This window comes from Nocardioides xinjiangensis (assembly GCF_017916455.1).
Classification (GTDB): Bacteria; Actinomycetota; Actinomycetes; order Propionibacteriales; family Nocardioidaceae; genus Nocardioides; species Nocardioides xinjiangensis.
Genome location: NZ_JAFMSY010000003.1, coordinates 188,144 through 208,768, shown reverse-complemented (window position 1 = coordinate 208,768; position 20,625 = coordinate 188,144). Strand labels below are relative to the sequence as shown.

17 protein-coding genes and 1 pseudogene are annotated in these 20,625 nt (G+C 73.5%); 8 read left to right on the top strand and 10 right to left on the bottom strand.

Features of this window, described 5'->3' with window-relative positions; translation table 11 throughout:
- Positions 1-8: 8 nt before the first annotated feature.
- Positions 9-1,217, top strand: coding sequence for an AI-2E family transporter (locus tag J3P38_RS14500; RefSeq protein ID WP_210504164.1), 1,209 nt, complete (start codon positions 9-11; stop codon positions 1,215-1,217).
- On the opposite strand, the gene J3P38_RS14495 is transcribed toward J3P38_RS14500, so the two are convergent.
- Entirely contained in the window at positions 1,195-2,226 is a 1,032-nt protein-coding gene (locus J3P38_RS14495; RefSeq protein ID WP_307807926.1) for an EamA family transporter, read from the bottom strand. The genes J3P38_RS14500 and J3P38_RS14495 overlap by 23 nt on opposite strands.
- 38 nt (positions 2,227-2,264) lie before the next feature.
- Here J3P38_RS14495 and J3P38_RS14490 point away from each other — a divergent pair, with 38 nt between their 5' ends.
- Entirely contained in the window at positions 2,265-2,801 is a 537-nt protein-coding gene (locus J3P38_RS14490; RefSeq protein WP_210504162.1) for a CGNR zinc finger domain-containing protein, read from the top strand.
- 31 nt (positions 2,802-2,832) lie between these two features.
- On the opposite strand, the gene J3P38_RS14485 is transcribed toward J3P38_RS14490, so the two are convergent.
- Both J3P38_RS14485 and J3P38_RS14480 read right to left on the bottom strand, forming a co-directional pair.
- Positions 2,833-3,600 (bottom strand): alpha/beta fold hydrolase, encoded by a 768-nt coding sequence (locus tag J3P38_RS14485; protein WP_210504161.1) that lies wholly within the window; start codon positions 3,598-3,600, stop codon positions 2,833-2,835.
- Between the two features lie 83 nt (positions 3,601-3,683).
- Positions 3,684-4,445: a hypothetical protein gene (locus J3P38_RS14480; RefSeq protein ID WP_210440461.1), complete on the bottom strand. Its 762-nt coding sequence runs from the start codon at positions 4,443-4,445 to the stop codon at positions 3,684-3,686.
- Between the two features lie 235 nt (positions 4,446-4,680).
- Between J3P38_RS14480 and J3P38_RS18450 the strand changes: the two genes are divergently transcribed.
- Both J3P38_RS18450 and J3P38_RS14470 read left to right on the top strand, forming a co-directional pair.
- A complete protein-coding gene (locus J3P38_RS18450; RefSeq protein ID WP_210504160.1) occupies positions 4,681-7,098 on the top strand; it encodes a LuxR C-terminal-related transcriptional regulator in 2,418 nt (805 codons plus the stop codon).
- A gap of 453 nt (positions 7,099-7,551) precedes the next feature.
- Entirely contained in the window at positions 7,552-8,013 is a 462-nt protein-coding gene (locus J3P38_RS14470) for a VOC family protein (protein ID WP_210504159.1), read from the top strand.
- Positions 8,014-8,023: 10 nt separating this feature from the next.
- Here J3P38_RS14470 and J3P38_RS14465 read toward each other — a convergent pair whose 3' ends face one another.
- Positions 8,024-9,832 (bottom strand): 3-hydroxyacyl-CoA dehydrogenase family protein, encoded by a 1,809-nt coding sequence (locus J3P38_RS14465; protein ID WP_210504158.1) that lies wholly within the window; start codon positions 9,830-9,832, stop codon positions 8,024-8,026.
- A gap of 107 nt (positions 9,833-9,939) precedes the next feature.
- Between J3P38_RS14465 and nucS the strand changes: the two genes are divergently transcribed.
- Entirely contained in the window at positions 9,940-10,653 is a 714-nt protein-coding gene (gene nucS, locus J3P38_RS14460; RefSeq protein WP_455430100.1) for an endonuclease NucS, read from the top strand.
- A 79-nt stretch (positions 10,654-10,732) separates the two neighbouring features.
- On the top strand, positions 10,733-11,083 hold the full coding sequence (locus tag J3P38_RS14455) for a DUF952 domain-containing protein (RefSeq protein WP_210504156.1): 351 nt from the start codon (positions 10,733-10,735) through the stop codon (positions 11,081-11,083).
- A 39-nt stretch (positions 11,084-11,122) separates the two neighbouring features.
- Here the strand turns inward: J3P38_RS14455 and J3P38_RS14450 are convergent, their stop codons facing one another.
- The 5 genes and pseudogenes from J3P38_RS14450 to J3P38_RS14430 form a co-directional block, all read right to left on the bottom strand.
- Positions 11,123-11,326, bottom strand: a complete 204-nt coding sequence (locus tag J3P38_RS14450; RefSeq protein WP_210504155.1) for a hypothetical protein — start codon at positions 11,324-11,326, stop codon at positions 11,123-11,125.
- Between the two features lie 31 nt (positions 11,327-11,357).
- Positions 11,358-11,944 (bottom strand): annotated as a pseudogene (locus J3P38_RS14445) (histidine phosphatase family protein).
- Positions 11,945-11,969: 25 nt separating this feature from the next.
- Positions 11,970-12,899 carry an FAD-dependent oxidoreductase gene (locus J3P38_RS14440; RefSeq protein ID WP_210504153.1) on the bottom strand — a complete coding sequence of 310 codons (930 nt, stop codon included), beginning with the start codon at positions 12,897-12,899 and terminating at the stop codon, positions 11,970-11,972.
- A gap of 21 nt (positions 12,900-12,920) precedes the next feature.
- Complete coding sequence (locus tag J3P38_RS14435) at positions 12,921-14,957, bottom strand: protein meaA (protein WP_210504152.1); 2,037 nt, start codon at positions 14,955-14,957, stop codon at positions 12,921-12,923.
- Between the two features lie 69 nt (positions 14,958-15,026).
- The gene (locus J3P38_RS14430; RefSeq protein WP_210440452.1) at positions 15,027-15,335 is read right to left on the bottom strand and encodes an STAS domain-containing protein; all 309 of its coding nucleotides are present in this window, start codon (positions 15,333-15,335) and stop codon (positions 15,027-15,029) included.
- A gap of 133 nt (positions 15,336-15,468) precedes the next feature.
- Here J3P38_RS14430 and J3P38_RS14425 point away from each other — a divergent pair, with 133 nt between their 5' ends.
- Together J3P38_RS14425 and J3P38_RS14420 are read left to right on the top strand one after the other, a co-directional pair.
- The gene (locus tag J3P38_RS14425; protein ID WP_210440451.1) at positions 15,469-16,068 is read left to right on the top strand and encodes a cob(I)yrinic acid a,c-diamide adenosyltransferase; all 600 of its coding nucleotides are present in this window, start codon (positions 15,469-15,471) and stop codon (positions 16,066-16,068) included.
- Positions 16,069-16,162: 94 nt separating this feature from the next.
- On the top strand, positions 16,163-19,315 hold the full coding sequence (locus J3P38_RS14420; RefSeq protein WP_210504151.1) for a DEAD/DEAH box helicase: 3,153 nt from the start codon (positions 16,163-16,165) through the stop codon (positions 19,313-19,315).
- A 25-nt stretch (positions 19,316-19,340) separates the two neighbouring features.
- Here the strand turns inward: J3P38_RS14420 and J3P38_RS14415 are convergent, their stop codons facing one another.
- Positions 19,341-20,540 (bottom strand): MFS transporter, encoded by a 1,200-nt coding sequence (locus tag J3P38_RS14415; protein ID WP_210440449.1) that lies wholly within the window; start codon positions 20,538-20,540, stop codon positions 19,341-19,343.
- Between the last annotated feature and the right edge of the window lie 85 nt (positions 20,541-20,625).

Below are 20,625 nucleotides of genomic sequence, written 5' to 3'. Positions count from 1 at the left end.
TCGAGCAGGTGAGCGACCACGCTGACCGGGCCGAGGCCGCCGCCGACGCCGCGGAGGAGGCGGCCCAGGAGTCCGCGCAGTCCGCCACGGAGATCGCCGAGCACATCGACGATGCCACCGACCTCCTCCTCGACGACGCGGCTCCCGCGCCCTACGTCCCGGTGGAGCCGGCCGCCCCGCCGTCCCAGCTGCTGCGCCACGCCCCGTTCAACGTCGGCTTCTTCGGCGCGCTCGGCGCGCTGGTGGCGTTCTTCCTCGCCCAGCAGCTGCTCAGCATCTCGTCGGTGCTGGTGCTCCTCGTGATGTCGATGTTCCTGGCGATCGGGCTCAACCCGGTCGTCGAGTTCTTCATGCGCCGTGGCGTCCGTCGCGGGCTGGCCGTGCTGCTCGTCCTGGTCGTGGTGCTGGGCGTGCTGGCGCTGTTCGTCGTCGCCGTGGCGCCGGTGATCAGCGACCAGATCGCCCAGATCACCCGCAACGCCCCCGGCTGGCTCGACGACCTGCAGTCCAACCGGCAGGTCCAGCGGCTCGACGACAAGTACGACGTCATCGCCAAGGCCCAGGACTACATCGCGAACGGCGAGTTCGGCCAGCGGGTCTTCGGCGGCGCCCTCGGCGTCGGGCTCCGGGTGCTGTCGGCGCTGACCAACAGCCTCATCGTCCTGGTGCTGATGATCTACTTCCTGGCCTCGCTGCCGAGCATCAAGCACGCCGGCTACTCGCTGGCGCCGGCCTCCCGTCGCCCCCGCGTCAGCCAGCTCGGCGACCAGATCATCCGCTCCACCGGCGCCTACGTCGCGGGTGCCTTCCTCGTGGCGCTGTGCGCCGGCCTCAGCACCCTGGTGTTCTCGTTCGTCGTCGGGCTCGCCGACTACGCCTTCGCGCTGGCGTTTGTCGTCGGGCTCTTCTCCCTGATCCCGGTCGTCGGAGCGTTCGTGTCCGGCGCGATCATGACCCTGCTCGGGCTGACCGTCTCCCCCACGATCGCGCTGGTGGCGCTCGTGTACTACCTGGCCTACCAGCAGTTCGAGTCCTACGTGATCTACCCGCGCATCATGAAGAAGTCGGTGGACCTGCCGGGCTCGGTCACCGTGGTCGCCGCCCTGGTGGGCGGCTCGCTGATGGGCGTCATCGGAGCGCTGCTCGCCGTGCCGGTCGCGGCGGCGCTGCTGCTGCTGCACCGCGAGGTGTTCCTCAAGCGACAGGACGCCCGCTGACGGCTCCCTGGTCGCGGTCGGGGTCGAGGTCCGGGCCGCGGTCCGGCTCCGGCTCCGGCAGCGGAGCGGCCCCGAGCGCGGTCCGGCCCTCGCCGAGCTTCACCACGACGACGCCGGCGAGCACGAGGAGGCCGCCGCCGAGCTGGACCGGCCTCGGCAGCTCGCCGAGCAGCAGCCAGGCCCAGACCACCGCGGCGAGGACCTCGCCGAGCGCCACGAACGACGCGAGCCGGCTGCCGAGGCGCCGTCCGGCCTCGATGCCGGTGACGTAGGCGAAGGCGGCCGTCGCCAGGCCGAGCGCCAGGACGGTGGCCCACCACGGCACGGTGAAGCCGTCGTAGACCGCGTCCGCACCGGAGGCGCTGAACGGCAGGAGTCCGGTGGCCCCGGCGGCCGAGAGCACGACACCGGCGACGAGCAGCCCGCCGGCCGCCAGGCTGATCCCGGGCAGCCCGTTGCCCTCGTCGGCGGAGATGATGAAGTACGACGCCGCCCCGACCATCGCGCCGAGCGCCCACAGCACCCCGGCGGTGCTCAGGTCGGCTCCGGACACCACGTCGAGGACGAGCACCAGTCCGGCGGCGGCCAGCACGGCGCCGAGCCCGGTGAGACCGGAGGGCCGCTGGCCGTGGCGCAGCCACAGCCACACGACGACCGCGACGGGAGCGGTGTACTCGAGCAGCAGCGCCACGCCGACCTGCATGTAGGTCACCGCGTAGAAGTAGCAGAGCTGGGCACCGGCGACGGCCGAGATGCCGTAGCCGGCGATGAGGCCGGCGTTGTCGCGCAGCAGGTGCCAGCGCCCGCGCAGCGCGAGCAGGCCGGGCACCAGCAGCACCACCGCGGCGATGACCGTGCGCAGCGTGACCGCCGCGCCGGCGCTCCAGCCGGTGTCGAGCAGCCCGCGCGCCAGCGCTCCGGACATGCCGAACGTGGAGGCCGACGCGACCGCGAGCACCAGTCCGGTCGCGGCCCGGGACGAGGGGGTGTCATGAGTCAAAGCCTTCACGGTCATGACGCTACGACGGCTGCGTGTAATGTGTCAACGTGCTCTTCACGGATGACACGGATGCGGCCCTGCAAGCCGCGGTGGCCCTGGTCAACTCCACCGACGAGCCCGGCGACCCGCTGGGCTCGGTCGACGACCTGTCCGCCTTCCTCGCCTCCTGGTCCTACACCGGCCGCCACGACGCCACGGCGGACGAGCTCGAGGCCGTACGCCGGCTGCGCCCGGCGCTGAAGGCCCTGCTCCTGGCCGAGCGCGACGAGGCCGCGGAGATCGTGAACGGCATGCTGGCCACGGCACGGGCGCTCCCCCAGCTCCAGCGTCACGACCACTGGGACTGGCACCTCCACGCCGTGGACCCGGACCGTCCGCTCGACGAGCGGGTCGTGGTGGAGACCGCGATGGCGATGGTCGACGTCATCCGCGCCGACGAGATGTCGCGGCTCGACCGCTGCGCCGCCGACGACTGCGACGACGTGGTGCTCGACCTCTCCCGCAACCGGTCCCGGCGCTACTGCTCCACGACCTGCGGCAACCGCGAGGCCGTCGCGGCGTACCGCGCCCGGCAGAGGGGCTGAGCCGGCCGCCCTCGCGGACCGGCCCGATTCGTCACGCGAGGAAGCGGCGCACGACCTCGAGGAAGACCTCGGGCTGCTCGGAGTGCACCCAGTGCCCTGCGCCCTTGATCAGCACGCGCCGGTTGCGCGGGAAGCGCCGGTCCATCTCCACCGCGTGCTCGTCGGAGATGTAGTCCGAGCGCGCGCCGCCGACCCACAGCACGGGACCGTCGTACGTCGCGTCACCCAAGCGGTCGCCGGGCCAGCCGACGAGCTCGGACATGTGCTCGCCCAGCAGGTCGAGGTTGACCTGCCAGTGCCAGCCGTCGTCGGTGCGCCGCAGGTTCTGCAGCAGGAAGCTGCGCACCACCGGGTTGGGCACCGGCTCGCGCAGCGCCTCCTCGGCCTGCTCGCGGCGCTCGAGCACCGCGCGGTCCATCGCCCGCATCGTCTCGATGTACCCGACGAACTCCCGCCCGCTCTCGTAGGCCACGGGGGCGACGTCGACCACGGCGAGCCGCTCGACGAGGTCCGGGTGCCGCAGCGCCACGCACATCGCGATCTTGCCGCCCATCGAGTGCCCCACCAGCGCCACCGGCTCGTCGCCCAGCTCGGCGGCGACGAGGTCGGCCAGCTCGAGGTAGTCGAAAGTGTCCGTCCACGGAGAGCGCCCGTGGTTGGGCATGTCCAGGAGCAGGACCCGGTGGTCGGCGCTGAGCGCCCGGCCGGCCTGCGTCCAGTTCTTGCCCTGGCCGAAGAGTCCGTGGCAGAACACGACGCGCGACCCGGAGTCGCCGAGCTCGGTGCGGTGCAGGCTCACCCGGCCATCCTCGCGCAGCCCGCTCGGCTCGCGACGACCGACCCGTCGTCGGCGAGGTGACAGGTGGGAAGCAGCCGGTCGGGTCAGAAGTCGAAGCCGTCGAACATGCCGCCGATGCCGTCGCCGATCCCACCGAAGAGGTCGCCGATGCCCTCGCCCATGGCGCCGATGCCCTCGCCGAGGCCGTCGAACCCGCCGCCGAACAGCATGCCCATGAACATCCAGTCCATCGGCGAGAAGGCGCCGAAGTAGCCGGCCGCGTAGGGCTGGTAGGCGCGTCCGCCCTGCCAGTAGGGGACCCGGCGGGAACCGACCATCACCTTGCGGATGTCGGGCTCCGCGCCGGCGCGGACCCGCTCCACGTCGAGCGCGCAGGCAGGCACGTCGCGCGACGCGCCACCGGGAGGTGTCCACGGCACGTCGGCGACGGACAGACCGTGGCGGGGGTCGAAGAAGCACGGCGGCCGGCGCTGCGGGAGCGGCTCGCCCGCGACCCGGGCGCGGACGCACGCCATGGCGTAGCGACCGTCCTCGAGGATCTCCGTCACGTGCTTGACGTCCTCGGCGCGGGTGAGTCCCGCGGCGGCGGTCTTCGCGGCCTCGTAGGAGTCGAGGGCGCGCTGGTAGTCGGCGTTCGCACCGGGGTCGAGCTGCTGGCCGGCCATCTCGATGTCGAGGTCCTGCAGCTCGACGCCGAGGGCGGTGACGTCCTCCTCGGCCAGCCTCTTCACCGGCGCCACCTCGGCCTCGAGCCGCGCCAGCTCACGCTTCTTGCTCGACTTCCCGGCCGCCACGGCGGTGGCCGTCAGCCCGCCCAGGACGACCAGCACGAGCACGAGTTCCATGGCTCCAGCGTACGCAGCGACGGCAAGGCCGCGGCCCCCTGAAGACTGCGGGAGCAGGCCGCCGTCGACCCCCGACGACGTCGGCCTGCTCCGGCCGGGTGCCGACGGGCGGCGGGGTCCTCCCCTCGTGCGGCCCCGACCCCGTCGGCGTACGAGAAGGCTCCCGCGGCAGCCGCGCCCCGGGCATCCGTAGTCCTACCTAACTCGGCCCCTCCGATGGCGCTACATTCGGGACGTGCTTGCCACGTGCCTCGGTCGCGACGACGTCCAGCGCGCGCTGAGCCTGGCCCTCGACGACTCGCGGTGGGTGACCGTGGTCGGTCCACCCGGTTGCGGCAAGACGCTCCTCGTGCGCCACGTCGCGGCGGGCCGCTCGAGCGCCTCGTGGGTGGACGCCCGCAGCCTCCGCACCGTCGACGACGTCCTGGTCGCCGCGCTCGAGAGCCTGGAGTCGGAGACGGCTCCGGGCGACTCGCTGGCCGGCGCCCTCGGCCGGGCCGTCGACGGACGGGAGTGCGTGCTGGTCCTCGACGGCCTCGACCTCGACGCCACCGGGGCGGGCCCGGTGCTGCAGTCGGTGCTGGAGAGCACGAGCGACGCACGGGTCGTCGTGACCGCCCGCACCACCGCCGGCCAGCCCCTCGAGTCCGTCGTCCGCGTCGGGCCGCTGCCGGTGCCCCCGCAGCGAGCGCCGCTCGAGGGGCCGGCTGTGGAGCTGTTCCTGCGACGCGTCCGCGCCGCGGGCCGGCAGGTGGACCTGGCCGCGCAGGGGCACGAGGTACGCCGGCTGCTGCGGGCCACCGGCGGCCTGCCGTTGCTGATCGAGCAGGTGGCCGTGCAGTCCGCGCTCGTGGGCCTCGGCAACGCCCTGGCCACGGTGAGCCTCGACCAGGCGGTCGACTCCGCGCACGACCTCCTCGACCAGGCGAGTGCGTCCGCGCTGCGCCGGATCGGCCTGCTCGACTTCCGCGTCGGTCTCGGCGTGCTGGCCCGGGTGCTCGACGTCCCGGTCCCCGAGGCCGCCGAGCGCGCCGGCGGCCTCGTGCGCCGCAGCCTGCTCGAGGTCGACGCCGAGGGCCGCTTCGACATGCTCTCCCCGATCCGCGGCCGCGCCCGCGCCCTGGCCACGCCGGACGACGTCGCCGCGGTGAAGGCCGGGCTGCTGGCGTGGGCACAGGCCCACGCGCCGGACCACGACAACTACGGCGCAGCCGACGCCGAGTGGCTGAGCGACCTGCCCGCGATGCGGCACGCGGTGCTCACCGCGTGCGCCGACCCCGAGACGCGGGCCGAGGGCTACTCGGTGGCCAACCGGATCTTCTCCTCGCTCTACACCTCGATGCGCACGCGGGAGGCCGTCGAGATCCTCGAGGGGGCGCTCGCCAGCGGGGACGGCCCCCCGGCGATCGGGGCCCAGGTCGCGCGCCGGGCCGGGATCGCCGCCTCGGAGATGCGGGGCAGCTACGAGGGGCTGTGGCTGCTCGACCGGGCCGACCAGCACGCGTCGTCGGCGCCGCGGCCCGAGGAGCAGCTCGCCAAGACGGCCTCGATCCGTGCCGAGATGCACCTCGACGCCGGCGACACGGCCCGCGCCGAGGCCGAGGCGAAGCGCGCGATCAGCCTCGACCCGGAGGGGTCCATCAGCCGGCAGGCGACGCGCACGCTCGCCGACGTCTACGCCTCGCAGGGCCGCTTCGCGGAGGCGACCCGGGCGGCCGGCGAGGCGATGCCGGCGCGCACGTCGCGAGACGAGCGCTGGATCGACCTCTCCGCACGCACCGTCCTGACCCGCATCGCCCTCGAGCAGGGCCGGATCGCCGAGGCGGTGGCCGGCACCCGCGCCGTCGTCCTCGAGGCGCGCGAGCTCGCCGAGGACCGGGTCGGGCTGCTCGCCGAGACGCTGCTGCGGGGGCTCGACCCCACCTGGGTGCCGACGGAGGTGGTGCGCGAGACGCTGCCGTGGGCGGTGCGCCTGCCGGTGCTGGCCCAGGACGGCCGCGACCTCCTCGTGCGCGGCGAGTCGCGTCGGGCGGCCGGGCTGGCCGCCGACGTGGTGGCGCTGGCCGACTCGGCGCGACTGGGCCGCGACGGCGTGGAGGCGCGGCTGCTGCTGGGGCGGGCGCTCGTCGACCTCGGCGACCTCGACCAGGCGACGACGACCTACCTCACCGCGCTCGAGCAGTGCCGAGCGATGCGGCTCCCCCTGCGCGCGGCCGACGTCCTCGACGGCCTCGCCGGCGTCGCCCGTGCCCGTGACCTGCCGGAGGCGCGAGCCCTCGCGGCAGCGGCCTTCGCCATCCGCACCCCGCGGCTGGCCGTGCGCTGGGGCTACTCCGCCGACTACGACGTCGTCCCGGCGAGCCGGGCTCCGGCGGAGTGGATCGACGGCGACGAGCTGTCCGCCGACGCCGTCTCGCTCATCACGGCCGTCTTCACGCGGCCGACGTCCGCTCCCCCGTCGGTGCTCGACGCGCTCACCGCGGCCGAGCGCCAGGTCGCCGAGCGCGTGGCGCACGGCCTGACCAGCCGGCGGATCGCCGAGGAGCTCTTCGTCTCCCCGCGCACGGTCGACGCGCACCTCACCCACATCTACCGCAAGCTCGACATCAGCTCGCGCGCCCGCCTCGCCGCCCTGGTCGTCGACAACCGCTGACCCGCGCCCTCGTCGACGCCGGCGCGCACGGCGTACGACCTCCCGCCCCCGGTGGCGGTGCGTGAGGCAGCTTTCCTGCCGCCGAAACCTGCGCCACGCACCGCTCGCCCGCGCCCCGGCCCTGGGGCGGTGCGTGAGGCAGCATTCCCGCCGCCGAAACCTGCTTCAGGCACCGCTCGCCCGCGCCCCGGCCCTGGGGCGGTGCGTGAGGCAGCATTCCCGCCGCCGAAACCTGCTTCACGCACCGCTCGCCCGCGCCCCGGCCCGGGGGCGGTGCGTGAGGCAACATTCCCGCCGCCGAAACCTGCGCCACGCACCGCTCGACCGCGCCCCGGCCCCGTGGCGGTGCGTGAGGCAGCATTCCCGCCGCCGAAACCTGCGCCACACACCGCTCGCCCGTGCCTCACGCCCCGCTCGGGCGTCAGTGTCGGCGAGGAGGACGAGGATGGGTGCATGAGCCGGAGCATCCAGGTGACCTTCGACGCCCACGACCCCGAGGCGCTGTCGCGCTTCTGGGCCGCGGCCATGGGCTACGTCAACCCGCCGCCGCCGGGCCGGGCGCTCGAGCCGGGCGAGGACCCGTTCGAGGCGTGGCGGGCGTTCCTCGCCGCGGTCGGCGTGCCGGAGTCGGAGTGGAACTCCGCCTCCGCCGCCGAGGACCCCGACGGCGACGGCCCACGCCTGTTCTTCCAGCGGGTCCCCGAGGGCAAGTCCGCCAAGAACCGGGTGCACCTCGACCTGCGCGCCGCTCCCGGGCTCGAGGGCGACGAGCGGATGGTCGCGCTCGAGGCCGAGGGCGAGCGCCTCGTGGCCCTCGGCGCCTCGCGGGTGGAGCGCCACGAGCCGGCGCCGCCGATGACCGCGGGGCACATGGTCATGACCGATCCCGAGGGCAACGAGTTCTGCCTCGACTGAGCGGCGTACGTCAGCGGCTGCTGTAGTCCCGGAACCCGCGGCCGGTCTTGCGACCGAGGTACCCGGCGGTGACGAGGTGCTCGAGGAGCGGCGCCGGCGCGAACCCCGGCTCGCGGAACTCCAGGTAGAGCTCCCTCTGGATCGCCAGGGACACGTCGTTGCCCACGACGTCGAGCAGCTCGAAGGGGCCCATCGGGAGGGCACAGCCCTGCTTCATGGCGGTGTCGATGTCGTCGGCGGTCGCGTAGTGCGCCTCGAGCATCTTGACCGCGTCGTTGAGGTAGGGGAACAGGAGCGCGTTGACGATGAAGCCGGCGCGGTCGCCGCACCGCACGGGCACCTTGCCGATCCGCTCGCAGAGGGCCAGGACGGTCTCGGTGACGTCCTCGTCGGTCGCGACCGTGGAGACCACCTCGACCAGCTTCATCACGCTGGCCGGGTTGAAGAAGTGCATGCCGACGACGTCCTGCGGACGGTTGGTGACCTTCGCCATCGCGATGATCGGCAGCGACGACGTCGTGGTGGCGAGGATGGCGCCCGCACCGCCGCGGCCGCCCCGGCAGATCTCGTCCAGGTTCTCGAAGAGCGTGGTCTTGACCGCAAGGTCCTCGGCGATCGCCTCGACCACGAGGTCGACGTCGGCGAGGTCGTCGAGCGAGGTGGTGCCACGCATGCGACCCAGCACCGCGGTCTTCTCCTCCTCGGTCGCACGGCCACGCTGGACCTGCTTGTCCATGCTCCTGCTGATCGCGGCGACCACGCCGTCGACCTTGTCCTGGCTGCGCCCCGTGAAGAGCACGTCGTGGCCGGCTCGTGCGAAGACCTCGACGATGCCCGCGGCCATGGTCCCGGTGCCGACGACCCCCACGAGCCGGATGTCGTGGCGCAGCTGGGGCTTGTCGGCCTCGCTGGGCGTGTGCACGTCGGGCACCACGACGGGCGAGTCGGGCGCCTCGTAGGTGTAGAAGCCGCGGCCCGACTTGCGGCCGAGCAGGCCCGCGGTGACGTACTGCTTGAGGATCGGCGCCGGTGCGTGCAGCCGGTCGCGGCCCTGCTTGTACATCGTGTCGAGGATCTCGTACGCGGTGTCGAGGCCGATCAGGTCGAGCAGGGCCAGCGGGCCCATCGGATAGCCGCACCCGAAGCGCATCGCGGCGTCGATGTCCTCGCGCGAGGCGTACTTGGCCTCGTACATCGCGACCGCGTGGTTCAGGTACCCGAAGAGCAGCGTGTTCGCGATGAAGCCGGCCTTGTCGCCGCACACGACCGGGTTCTTGCCCATGCCGACCAGGAGGCGCTGGACGTCGGCCAGGACGTCGGGCTCGGTGACCACGGTGCGGATGATCTCGACGAGGTCCTGCACCGGGGCGGGGTTGAAGAAGTGCACCCCGACGACGCGACCCGGGCGCGCGTTGGCGGTCGAGATCTCGGTGACGCTGAGGGAGGAGGTGTTGGTCGCCAGCACCGCGTCCGGACGCACGACGGAGTCGAGGGTGCGGAAGATCGACTTCTTCACCTCGAGGGACTCCACGACCGCCTCCACCACGAGGTCGGCGTCGGCGAGGTCCTCCATCCGGGTCGTCAGGGTGATCCGGCCCAGCAGCTCGGCCTGCTCGTCCTCGGCCATCTTGCCGCGCTTCACCGCGCGCCCGGTCGAGTGCTCGAGGTGCTGGCGGCCCCGCTCGACCGCGCCGTCGTTGACCTCGACGCCGATCACCCGCCGCCCGTTGCGGGCGAAGACCTCCGCGATCCCGGCGCCCATCGTGCCCAGGCCGATGACGCCGATCGTGGTGAAGTCGCGGGTAGCGGTCTCAGTCATGGGGGCATGCTCCCACGGCGCCGGAGCCCCGTCCGTGTGGGAAGCGTCACTCGTCCGGGTGGTCGCACCGCGCACGACGACCGCGCGGGGGCGTACGTCGGCCACGCATGCGGACCACGGTAGATTCGCCCGTCGTGAGGATCGTCGTCGCACGCTGCCAGGTGGACTACGCGGGGCGGCTGACCGCCCACCTGCCGCTCGCCACCCGCGTCCTCATGCTCAAGTCCGACGGCTCCGTGCTCATCCACTCCGATGGCGGCTCCTACAAGCCGCTCAACTGGATGTCGCCGCCCTGCACGGTGCGCGAGGGCGTGGCGGAGGACGGTCGCGCCGAGTGGCTGGTCTCCGCGACCAAGACCGACGACACGCTGCGCATCCTCATCGACGAGGTCCTGCACGACAGCTCCCACGACCTCGGCATCGACCCCGGCCTGCAGAAGGACGGCGTGGAGAAGCACCTCCAGGAGCTGCTCGCCGAGCACCCGGCGAGCCTGGCCGACGGGCTCACCCTGGTCCGTCGCGAGTACATGACGGCGATCGGCCCGGTGGACCTCATGTGCCGCGACGCCGACGGGGTCTGCGTGGCGGTCGAGGTCAAGCGGCGCGGCGAGATCGACGGCGTCGAGCAGCTCACCCGCTACCTCGAGCTGCTCAACCGCGACCCCCTGCTGTGCACCAACGGTCCCGTGCGCGGCATCTTCGCCGCCCAGGAGATCAAGCCGCAGGCGCGGGTGCTGGCCGCGGACCGCGGCATCGCCTGTGCCCTCGTCGACTACGACGCGCTGCGCGGGATGGACGACGCCGAGCACCGGCTGTTCTGATGCCCGACGCCGTCCCGGAGCGCATCTTCCACATCGCCACCGCCGCGGACTGGCGACGGGCAGGTACACCACCTCGACGGTGGGCCGGACCCTGGACGAGGTCGGCTTCATCCACGCGTGCCGCCGCGACCAGGTACGAGCAGTGTTCGACCGCTACCACGCCTCGCTGGGCGAGGACCTGGTCCTGCTGACGATCGACCCCGCCCGGCTGACCGCGGCCAGGGTCGTGCTCGAGCCCGTCGGGGACGACACCTACCCGCACGTCCACGGACCGCTCGAGCGCGACGCGGTGGTCGGGGTCGCACCGCTCGACCGCCGCGGGCGCCCGCAGACGCTGACGTCGCTGTGGGTGCGGGGCATGGCCCGCCGGATGGGCGTCGCCCTGGTGGTCATGGTGCTCGTCACCGTCCTGGTGCTCGCCCTCACCTGACGCCTAAGCCCGGGCGGGCCCAGGCGGGCCAAGGCGGGCTCAGGCGGCCCGGTCGCCGCGCTTGCCGGCCACCTTGAGGTCCACCTTGACCAGCCGGCGCTTCTTCACCGTGTAGCCCGGGGGCAGCGTCCCCTCCTTGAGCATGCGCAGCGGGCAGCGCTTGCACTTCGTCGAGGAGACGCAGCACTTCTTCTTGGGCAGCTTGGCGACCTTCGCCTTGCTCGCGCCCTTCTTGGAACCCACGCCTGCACCCTAGCCCAGAGTGAGGCAAGGCTTACCTCGCATCCCGGCTGGCGATCCCGGCCCACGAGCGGCACACCCAGCCGTCGGCGTCGCCCTCCAGGGCCACGACGTCGCAGTGGCCGAGCGGCACGTCGAGGGCGTGAGCGGGATCGAGGTTGCGTGCCAGCGCCGGGACGGCGGCGCAGACGGCCCCGCCGTGGCTGACCACCAGGACGGCCTCGCCGCGATGGGCGTCGGCGACCTCCTGCACACGGCAGCGACCCGAGCGACCACCTCCGCGCCGCTCTCCGCGCCCGGGACGCGTGCGTCGAGGTCCCCCGCGAGCCAGGCCCCGAACGTGTCGCGGAACGGGTCGGGGTCGCCGGTGCCCCCGGCGTGGTCGCCGACCCCGAACTCGCGCAGCCCCTCGCGAACGACGACGTCGACGCCGAGCACGGCGGCAGCGACCTCGGCGGTCTGGACCGCCCGGGCCATCGGGCTCGACCACACGGCGGCGACGCGCTCCCCGGCGAGCCGGTCGGCCAGGGCACGCGCCTGCTGACGTCCCAGCGGGCTCAGCCAGCCGCCGGAGTCGCTGACCAGCTCGCTCTCGTAGCGGGCCTCACCGTGCCGGGCCACGAACACCCGGGCGGCGCACTGCAGGTCAGCCACGCGCCAGCGCCACGACGTCGTCCGCGCAGCCCCACGACAGCGTCACGCCCGCTCCGCCGTGGCCGTAGCAGTGCACCACCTCGCCGACTCGCTCGAGCCGGACCTCCGGCCGGGCCGGGCGCAGCCCGACCTTGTGCCGGAGCACGCGGGCACCCTCGAGCGCCGGGACCAGCGCCGTGGCGCGGTGCAGCACCTGCTCGGCCACGGCGGGGTCCGGCGTACGGCTCCACTCACCCTCGAGGTCGGTGCCGCCGAGCACGATCTCCCGGGCTCGGGGCACGACGTACGTCAGCCCGGCGGCGTCCAGGGTCCAGCGGTCCAGCCCCACCTGCTCCACGACGACCACCTGGCCGCGCACGGGCTGCACCGTCCGGTCGGCGCCGAAGTGCCGGGCGCCGAGCCCGGTCGCGTTGACGACGAGGCTGCCGTCGGCGGGCAGCGACGACAGGTTCATCCGGGTCAGCGTGCCGCCGAGCTCCTCCACCCGCGCGACCAGCCAGCGCAGGTGGACCGGCATGTCGACCACGGGGCTCACGAACGTCCATCCGTCGGCGTAGCCCGGTGGCAGCGCGGTCTCCCGGTCGAGGGCGGGCACGGCTCCGCGCCACCACGGGTCGGGACGGGGCTCGGTGAGCACCTCCGTGCCGGTGAGCATCCGCACGCCGGTGCGCTCGTCGCCGGCCAGCCTCGCGAAAGCGTCGTACGACGTCCTGGCCCAGGCGGTCACCCGGTCCTGCGGCAGCGCGCGGTAGGGGTACCAGAGCGCCGCCGCGACCGCGGACGTGGTCTCGAGCGGCAGGTCGCGCGCCACCACGTCGACGCGGTGGCCCGCCTCGAGCAGCCGCACCGCGCAGGTCAGTCCCACCACCCCGGCACCGACCACGATGACGCGCCGCGCGGGACCGGTCGAGGCAGCAGGCATGTCGGCAGTCTGCCAGCCCGGTCAGTCCAGGTCGTTGGCCTTGCGGATCACGTCGACGAAGCCGTCCATGATCTCGGTCAGGCCGAAGTCCTTCGGGGTGTAGACGGCCGCCACGCCGCGCTCGACCAGCGCCTTGGCGTCCGAGCCGGGGATGATCCCGCCGACGATGACCGGCACGTCGTCCAGGCCGGCCGCCGCCAGGCCGTCGAGCACGTCGGGCACGAGCTCCATGTGCGAGCCGGACAGGATCGACAGGCCGACCAGGTGCACGTCCTCCGCGACGGCTGCAGCGACGATCTGGTCCGGGGTGAGCCGGATGCCCTGGTAGATCACCTCGAAGCCGGCGTCGCGGGCGCGCACGGCCACCTGCTCGGCACCGTTGGAGTGGCCGTCGAGACCGGGCTTGCCGACCAGCACGCGCAGCCGGCCGCCCAGCTCCTCGCCCGTCGCCCGGACCCGCTCGCGGACGGCCGCCAGCTCGGCGCCGGCCTCGGCGACGCCGACCGCTCCGGACACACCGGTCGGTGCGCGGAACTCGCCGAACACCTCGCGCAGCGTTCCGGCCCACTCCCCCGTCGTGGCGCCGGCGCGCGCGGCGGCCAGCGTCGGCTGCATGAGGTTGGTCCCGGTCTTCGCCGCCTCGGCGAGCGCGGCCAGCGCGGTGGCCACCTCCGCCTCGTCGCGCTCGGCCTTCCACGCCTCGAGGCTGGCGAGCGCCGCCCGCTCCGCCTCGGGGTCCGCGGTCTGGATCGCCGCGTCGAGGTCGGCGGTCAGCGGCGAGGGCTCCGTGGTCTGGAACCTGTTGACGCCGACGACGACCTCCTCGCCCGACTCGATCCGCGCCCGGCGGGCGGCGTGCGCGGAGACCAGGTTCTGCTTCATGTAGCCCGACTCGACGGCGGCGATCGCGCCTCCCATCGCCTGCACCCGGTCGATCTCCGCCCGGGCGCCCTCCACCAGCTCGGCCACCTTGGCCTCGATGACGTGGCTGCCCGCGAAGATGTCGTCGTACTCCAGGAGGTCCGACTCGAAGGCGAGCACCTGCTGGAACCGCAGGGACCACTGCTGGTCCCACGGCCGCGGCAGGCCGAGCGCCTCGTTCCAGGCGGGCAGCTGCACGGCCCGGGCGCGGGCGTCCTTGGACAGGGTCACGCCGAGCATCTCCAGCACGATGCGCTGCACGTTGTTCTCCGGCTGGGCCTCGGTCAGGCCGAGCGAGTTGACCTGCACGCCGTAGCGGAAGCGCCGCATCTTCGGGTCGGTCACGCCGTAGCGCTCACGGGTGATCTCGTCCCACAGCCGGACGAACGCCCGCATCTTGCAGGTCTCCTCGACGAACCGGACGCCGGCGTTGACGAAGAACGAGATGCGGCCGACGACCTTCTCGAAGTCCTCGTCGGAGACCTGCCCGGAGCTGCGCACCTGGTCGAGCACGGCGATCGCGGTGCACAGGGCGTACGCCAGCTCCTGCACGGGCGTCGCACCGGCCTCCTGCAGGTGGTAGCTGCAGATGTTGATCGGGTTCCACTTCGGGATCTCGTGGACGGTGTAGGCGATCATGTCGCTGATGAGCCGCAGCGACTGCTGCGGTCCGAACACGTACGTCCCCCGGGACAGGTACTCCTTGATGATGTCGTTCTGGGTGGTGCCCGCGAGCAGGTGGGCCACCTCGTCGGGCGCGAGCCCGGGGTTCTGCTCCTCGGCCACCACCTGGTACATCGCGAGCAGCCACATGGCCGTCGCGTTGATCGTCATCGACGTGTTCATCTCGGTGAGCGGGATGTCGCGGAAGAGCTTGCGCATCTCGCCCAGGTGCGGGACGGGCACGCCGACTTTGCCGACCTCGCCGCGGCTCAGCGGGCTGTCGGGGTCGTAGCCGGTCTGCGTCGGCAGGTCGAACGCGACGCTGAGCCCCGTCTGTCCCTTGGCGAGGTTCGTGCGGTACAGGGCGTTGGACGCCTCGGCGGTGGAGTGACCGGCGTAGGTCCGCATCACCCAGGGGCGGTCCTTCTCGCGACCCGGCGGCCTGGCCGCGGCTGCTGCCGGCGAATCCGTCATGGCGACACAGTAGGGCGGCGGTTGCCGGCGAGTCACCGGGCTACAGGTGTGACGGATGCCTCACGGCGCTCAGGCGGTGGCGGCCACCCGCTCGACCTCGATCGCGTGCGCGAGCCTGGTCAGGTGCGCCATCCGGCGCACCGCCGGGCCGGGGTTGCGCACCGTGAGGTGGTGGCCGGAGAGCCAGGCGGCGCGGGTCGCCACGGCGAGCAGCCGCAGCGCGGTGGCGTCGATGGCGGTCACGTCGCTCATGTCGATGACGACGTCGCCCTCGCCCACCTCGAGGCGCTCGTAGATGGCGCTGCGGACCTTCCCCGTGCTGCGCACGTCAAAGTCGCCGTGCAGGACGAGAGTGTGACCGTCGACGACGATGTCCATCCGGTGCTCCTCACCGGCGTCCCCCGACGCCGTGGCGGTGACTGCTGTCACTCCTACAGACGCAGTTGTACCCCGGCCGGTTGCCTCCATACCCGAACCCGTGCGGGGAGTCCCTGGGGCTAGGCTCCGCCGCATGGTCAACCTCACGCGCATCTACACCCGCACCGGCGACGGCGGGCGGACCCGGCTCGGCGACATGAGCGAGACCTCCAAGACCGACCTGCGGCTCGAGGCGTACGCGTGCGTCGACGAGGGCAACGCCCACATCGGCGTCGCGCTCGCGCACAGCGCCGTCGACGGAAGCCTCGACGAGGACGTGGTCGCCGTCCTCACGCGCGTGCAGAACGACCTCTTCGACGTCGGCGCCGACTTCTCCACGCCGGTGGTGGCTCCCGACGACCCGGAGCAGCCAAAGTACCCGCCGCTGCGCGTCGAGCAGGGCTACGTGGACCGCCTGGAGGGATGGTGCGACCACTACAACGCCGAGCTGCCGGCGCTGCGCTCCTTCATCCTCAACGGCGGCACGCTCGGAGCGGCGCACCTCCACGTGGCGCGCACGGTCGTACGCCGCGCCGAGCGCGCCGGCTGGGCGGCGTGGGCCGAGCACGAGGACACCATGAACCTCCTGGCCATCACCTACCTCAACCGCCTCTCCGACCTGCTCTTCATCCTCGCCCGGCACGCCAACCGCGAGCGTGGCGACGTGCTGTGGGTGCCCGGCGGGGAACGCTGACGGCACGACCCGGGGCGTTCCCGGCACAGCGCCCGCCGCCTGCTGTGGAGAGCGCCCGACCGGCGTGGGTGGCCGGTGACACGATGGGTGCCTCATGGACATCCGCCGCTCCCTCACCGACGCCTACCTGGCCGGCTTCTTCGACGACGGCACGCTGTCGCGTGCCCGGGCCTACCAGGACGCCGTCGAGGAGCTGGCGGTGGTCCACGAGACCGACAGCAGCCTGACCGCGACGGCGGCGGTGCGGGGCAGCGCCCCCGACCCCTACCGGGTGCAGTTCCACGCCGAGGTCCACGCCGCCGCGAACTGGGTGTTCAGCGCCTGCTCGTGCCCGGTCGGGCGGATGTGCAAGCACGGCGCCGCCGTGGCACTGCGCCTGCGCGAGCCCGCGCCCGCGCCGCGCCCGGCGGACCCTCCGTGGCGCCGGCACCTCGCGCGCCTCGGCGACGAGCTCGAGGCACGGGCCAGGTCGACGCTCTCCGGCCAGCGGCTCGGGCTCGAGGTCTCCCGCAGGGCGGCGGTGCGCTGGTCGCGCAGCTCCGGCGGCGACCTGACGATGCGTCCGGTCCGTCCGGGCGCCCGCCGCGGCTGGGCACGCAGCGGCGCCGAGTGGAGCGACCTCGCCGGGCCGGTCGCGCTGTCGCGGTTCGTGCCCGCGCAGGTCGAGGCGCTGCAGGCCCTGCACCGGGCGCTGGTGTCGCGGCACGCGTACTTCGCCGCGGGCGCGGCTCCGCGACTCGACGACTACGGCGACCACCTCGTCCCGGGGCTGCGCGCTGCCGTCGCGGCCGGGGTGACCCTGGTCGCCGGCGCCGGGGTGTCCTCGGTGCGGCTGAGCGACGCTCCGGCCCAGGTCGTCGCGGACCTGACCCAGCCCGAGGGCCGGCCGACGCTCGTGACGTCGGTGCAGGTGGGCGACGCGCGCTGGCGCGGGGGCGCGGTCGTGCCCGTGGGGCGACCCGCGACGTCGGTCGGGCTGCTCGACGGTGACGACCTGGTCCTGGCCGACCTCTCCGAGCCGTGCCCCGACGCGGTGATGGAGCTCGTGCTCGGCGATCCCGTGGTCGCGGAGCCGACGGACCGGGCGGCGTTCCTGGAGGCCGTGGGCCCGCTGGCGCGCGTGGCCCGGGTCGCGTCGTCCGACGGCTCGCTCGAGCCGCCCGCTCCCCCGCGTCCGCGACTGGTCCTCACCGTCACCTGGCAGGCGGCGGTGCACGCCACGCTGCACTGGGCGTGGCGCTACGGCGAGCGGCGCACCGCCCTGGCGAGCGAGGACCCGCTCGGCGGTGTCCGCGACCCCGACGCCGAGCGCGCGGTGCTGGCGGGCGTCCCCGACGGGCTGACGACGACGACCGAGATCGCGGGCGGTGACGCGCTCGCCCTCGCCCTGCACGACCTGCCCCACCTGCGGACCCTGCCCGACCTCGAGGTGGAGGAGCGGGAGCCGCCCGTCTTCCGGGAGTCGACCGCCGACCCCGAGATCGCCTTCACCGTGGCCGCGGCACCTCCCGGGCACACCGACTGGCTCGACCTCGAGGTGCACGTCACCGTCGACGGCGAGCAGGTCCCGCTCTCCGACGTGCTCGCGGCCGTGACCCGGGACGAGCGCTACCTGGTGCTGCCCAGCGGCACCTACGTCGCGCTCGACCGGCCGGAGTTCGCCCGGCTGCACGAGGTGGTCGCCCTCGCCGCCCAGCTGCGCGAGTCCGATCCCGACCGGGTGCGCGTGGGGGCCGCCGACCTCGGCGTGTGGGCCGAGCTCGCCGACCTCGGCGTGGTGGACGAGCAGGCAGCCGCGTGGGCCGAGCGGGCCACCGCGCTGCGCGACGTCCAGGAGCTCCCGCGACCCGAGCCCGTCGGCCTGGCGACGACGCTGCGCCCCTACCAGCTCGAGGGGTTCTGGTGGCTGGCGTTCCTGCGCGAGCACGGGCTCGGCGGGATCCTCGCCGACGACATGGGGCTCGGCAAGACGCTGCAGGTGCTCGCCCTGGTGCAGCACGCGGTCGCCACCGGTGCCGACTCGCCCTTCCTGGTCGTCGCCCCGACCAGCGTCGTGACGGCGTGGCGGCAGCAGGCGGTGATGCACGCCCCCGGCCTCCGCGTGGGCGTCGTGGGCCGGCGCACCGACGACGTCGCGGCGGTCGCCGACTCCAGCGACGTCGTGGTGACCACCTACACCCTGCTGCGGCTGGAGCGACAGCAGTTCACCGCCCGTCACTGGAGCGGGCTGGTGCTCGACGAGGCGCAGCAGGTCAAGAACCACCAGGGCAAGACCCATGCCGCCGCCCGGGCCGTCGACGCCGACTTCCGGCTGGCCGTGACGGGCACGCCCTTCGAGAACCGGCTGATGGAGCTGTGGTCGCTGCTCTCCATCACCGCCCCCGGCCTCTACCCCACCTCGCGCCGCTTCCGCGACGTCGTGGTGGGTCCGGTCGAGAGGGACGGCGACGAGGCGGCGCTCAGGCGCTTCCGCACGCGGATCCGGCCCTTCGTCCTCCGGCGCACCAAGGACCTCGTCGCGGCGGAGCTGCCGCCGAAGCAGGAGCAGGTCCTCGAGGTCGAGCTCGAGCCGCGGCACCGCCGGATCTACGACGCCCACCTCGCCAAGGAACGCCAGCGGATCCTCGGGCTGGTCGAGGACTTCGACCGCAACCGGGTCGCGATCTTCACCGCCCTGACCCGGCTGCGGCAGCTCGCCCTCGACCCGGCGCTCGTCGACCCGGACCACGAGCACGTCGGCTCGGCCAAGGTCGACCTGCTCGCCGAGCACCTGGTCGAGATCACCGCGGAGGGTCACCGGGCACTCGTGTTCAGCACCTTCACGACCTACCTGCGCCGCGTGCGCGACCGCCTGGGCGACGAGGGCGTCGCCACGGTCTACCTCGACGGCACGACCAGGGACCGCGACGCCGTCATCGAGGCGTTCCGCGGCGGCGAGGCCCCGGTGTTCCTCATCAGCCTGAAGGCCGGCGGCACGGGCCTCACGCTCACCGAGGCCGACTACGTCTTCCTGCTCGACCCCTGGTGGAACCCCGCCGCGGAGGCGCAGGCCGTGGACCGGGCCCACCGGATCGGTCAGGCGCGGCACGTCCACGTCTACCGCCTGGTCGCCGCCGACACCATCGAGGAGAAGGTGATGGCGCTGAAGGCCCGCAAGGCCGAGCTCTTCGCCAAGGTCATCGACGGCGACGGCGCCTCGTCCACGGGCATCACCGCCGACGACGTCCGCCGCCTCTTCGACGACTGACGGCGGCGTCGCGAGGTCGGCAGCCCTACGCGCCGGGCTCCCCGACGCGGTCCACGACCGGCTCGCGCACCGCCCGCCCACCGTGCCGCTCGCGCGCCGAGGGCACCACCAGTGCCGCCGGCATCAGCAGCACGGCGACCACGAGCAGCGCCTTGAGCGTGCCGACCTGGTCGCCGACGAACCCGAGGAGGGGCGGACCGGCGAGGAAGGCGGCGTACCCGATCGTGGAGACGACGCTGACGCGCGAGGCGGCTCGCACGGGGTTGTCGGCCGCAGCGCTCATGCCGACGGGGAAGCCGAGCGAGGCGCCCACCCCCCACAGGACGATGCCCGCCACGACGAGGGCCGGGTGGGTGGCGAAGACGATCAGCAGGACCCCGGCTCCGGCGATCACCATGGTCCCCCACAGCACGAGCACACGACCGAAGCGGTCGATCAGTCCGGTGCCGGCGAACCGGCCGGCCGTCATGGCCAGCACGAACACCGCGAAGCCGGCGACGCCGACCGCGTGCGAGACGTCGTGCCCGTCGACGAGGGCGACCGCGAGCCAGTCGTTGGCGGTGCCCTCGGTCATCGCCAGCGCCAGTACCATCACGCCGATCAGCAGGGTGCGCGGCTCGAGCCAGGCCCGAGCCGCCGAGGTGGCCTGCTGCTCGCGCCGCTCCACGACGGGCAGGAAGGACGGCGACGACCGCCACACGAGGACCACCGACAGCACCACGACGGCCGCCAGGTGCGCGAGCGCGGGGACGTCGATCCGGATGAGCAGCGCTCCCAGCAGCGCGCCTACGACCGTCCCGCCGCTGAAGCCGGCGTGGAAGCGGGGCATGATCGTGCGGCGCAGGCCGCGCTCGACCTCGGCGCCCTCGACGTTCATCGCCACGTCCCACACGCCGATGCCCAGGCCGTAGACGAAGAGGCCCACGACCGTGAGTGCCAGCAGGTGGCCCAGGCCGAGGGCGGCGGCCAGCATCCCGGCGGTGGCCGCAGCCGCCCCGACGCGGACCACGCGGACGGTCCCCCACGCGTTGATCGCGGCACCCGTGGTGGGCAGCGCCAGGACCGACCCCACCGCGATGGCCAGCAGCAGGAGGCCGAGCTGGCCGTTGGTGAGGTCGAAGCTCGAGCGCACCTCGGGGATCCGCGACACCCAGCTCGAGAACACCAGCCCGTTGAGGAAGAACGTCAGCCCGACGGCGTTGCGGGCAGCGGTCAAGGTGGGCACGGGCAGCTCCTCGCAGGCACGAACCAGCTCGGCGGACGGTCGGCGAAACGTTTCGATCGAATCGATTCGATGCTAGCGTGGCCGT

Coding starts and splice junctions, on each gene's coding strand:
- J3P38_RS14425 (WP_210440451.1), top strand. CDS start 15,469: ATGGTCAACCTCACGCGCATCTACACCCGCACCGGCGACGGCGGGCGG.
- J3P38_RS14435 (WP_210504152.1), bottom strand. CDS start 14,957: ATGACGGATTCGCCGGCAGCAGCCGCGGCCAGGCCGCCGGGTCGCGAG.
- J3P38_RS14440 (WP_210504153.1), bottom strand. CDS start 12,899: ATGCCTGCTGCCTCGACCGGTCCCGCGCGGCGCGTCATCGTGGTCGGT.
- J3P38_RS14430 (WP_210440452.1), bottom strand. CDS start 15,335: ATGGACATCGTCGTCGACGGTCACACTCTCGTCCTGCACGGCGACTTT.
- J3P38_RS14420 (WP_210504151.1), top strand. CDS start 16,163: ATGGACATCCGCCGCTCCCTCACCGACGCCTACCTGGCCGGCTTCTTC.
- J3P38_RS14470 (WP_210504159.1), top strand. CDS start 7,552: ATGAGCCGGAGCATCCAGGTGACCTTCGACGCCCACGACCCCGAGGCG.
- J3P38_RS14465 (WP_210504158.1), bottom strand. CDS start 9,832: ATGACTGAGACCGCTACCCGCGACTTCACCACGATCGGCGTCATCGGC.
- nucS (WP_455430100.1), top strand. CDS start 9,940: ATGCGGACCACGGTAGATTCGCCCGTCGTGAGGATCGTCGTCGCACGC.
- J3P38_RS14480 (WP_210440461.1), bottom strand. CDS start 4,445: ATGGAACTCGTGCTCGTGCTGGTCGTCCTGGGCGGGCTGACGGCCACC.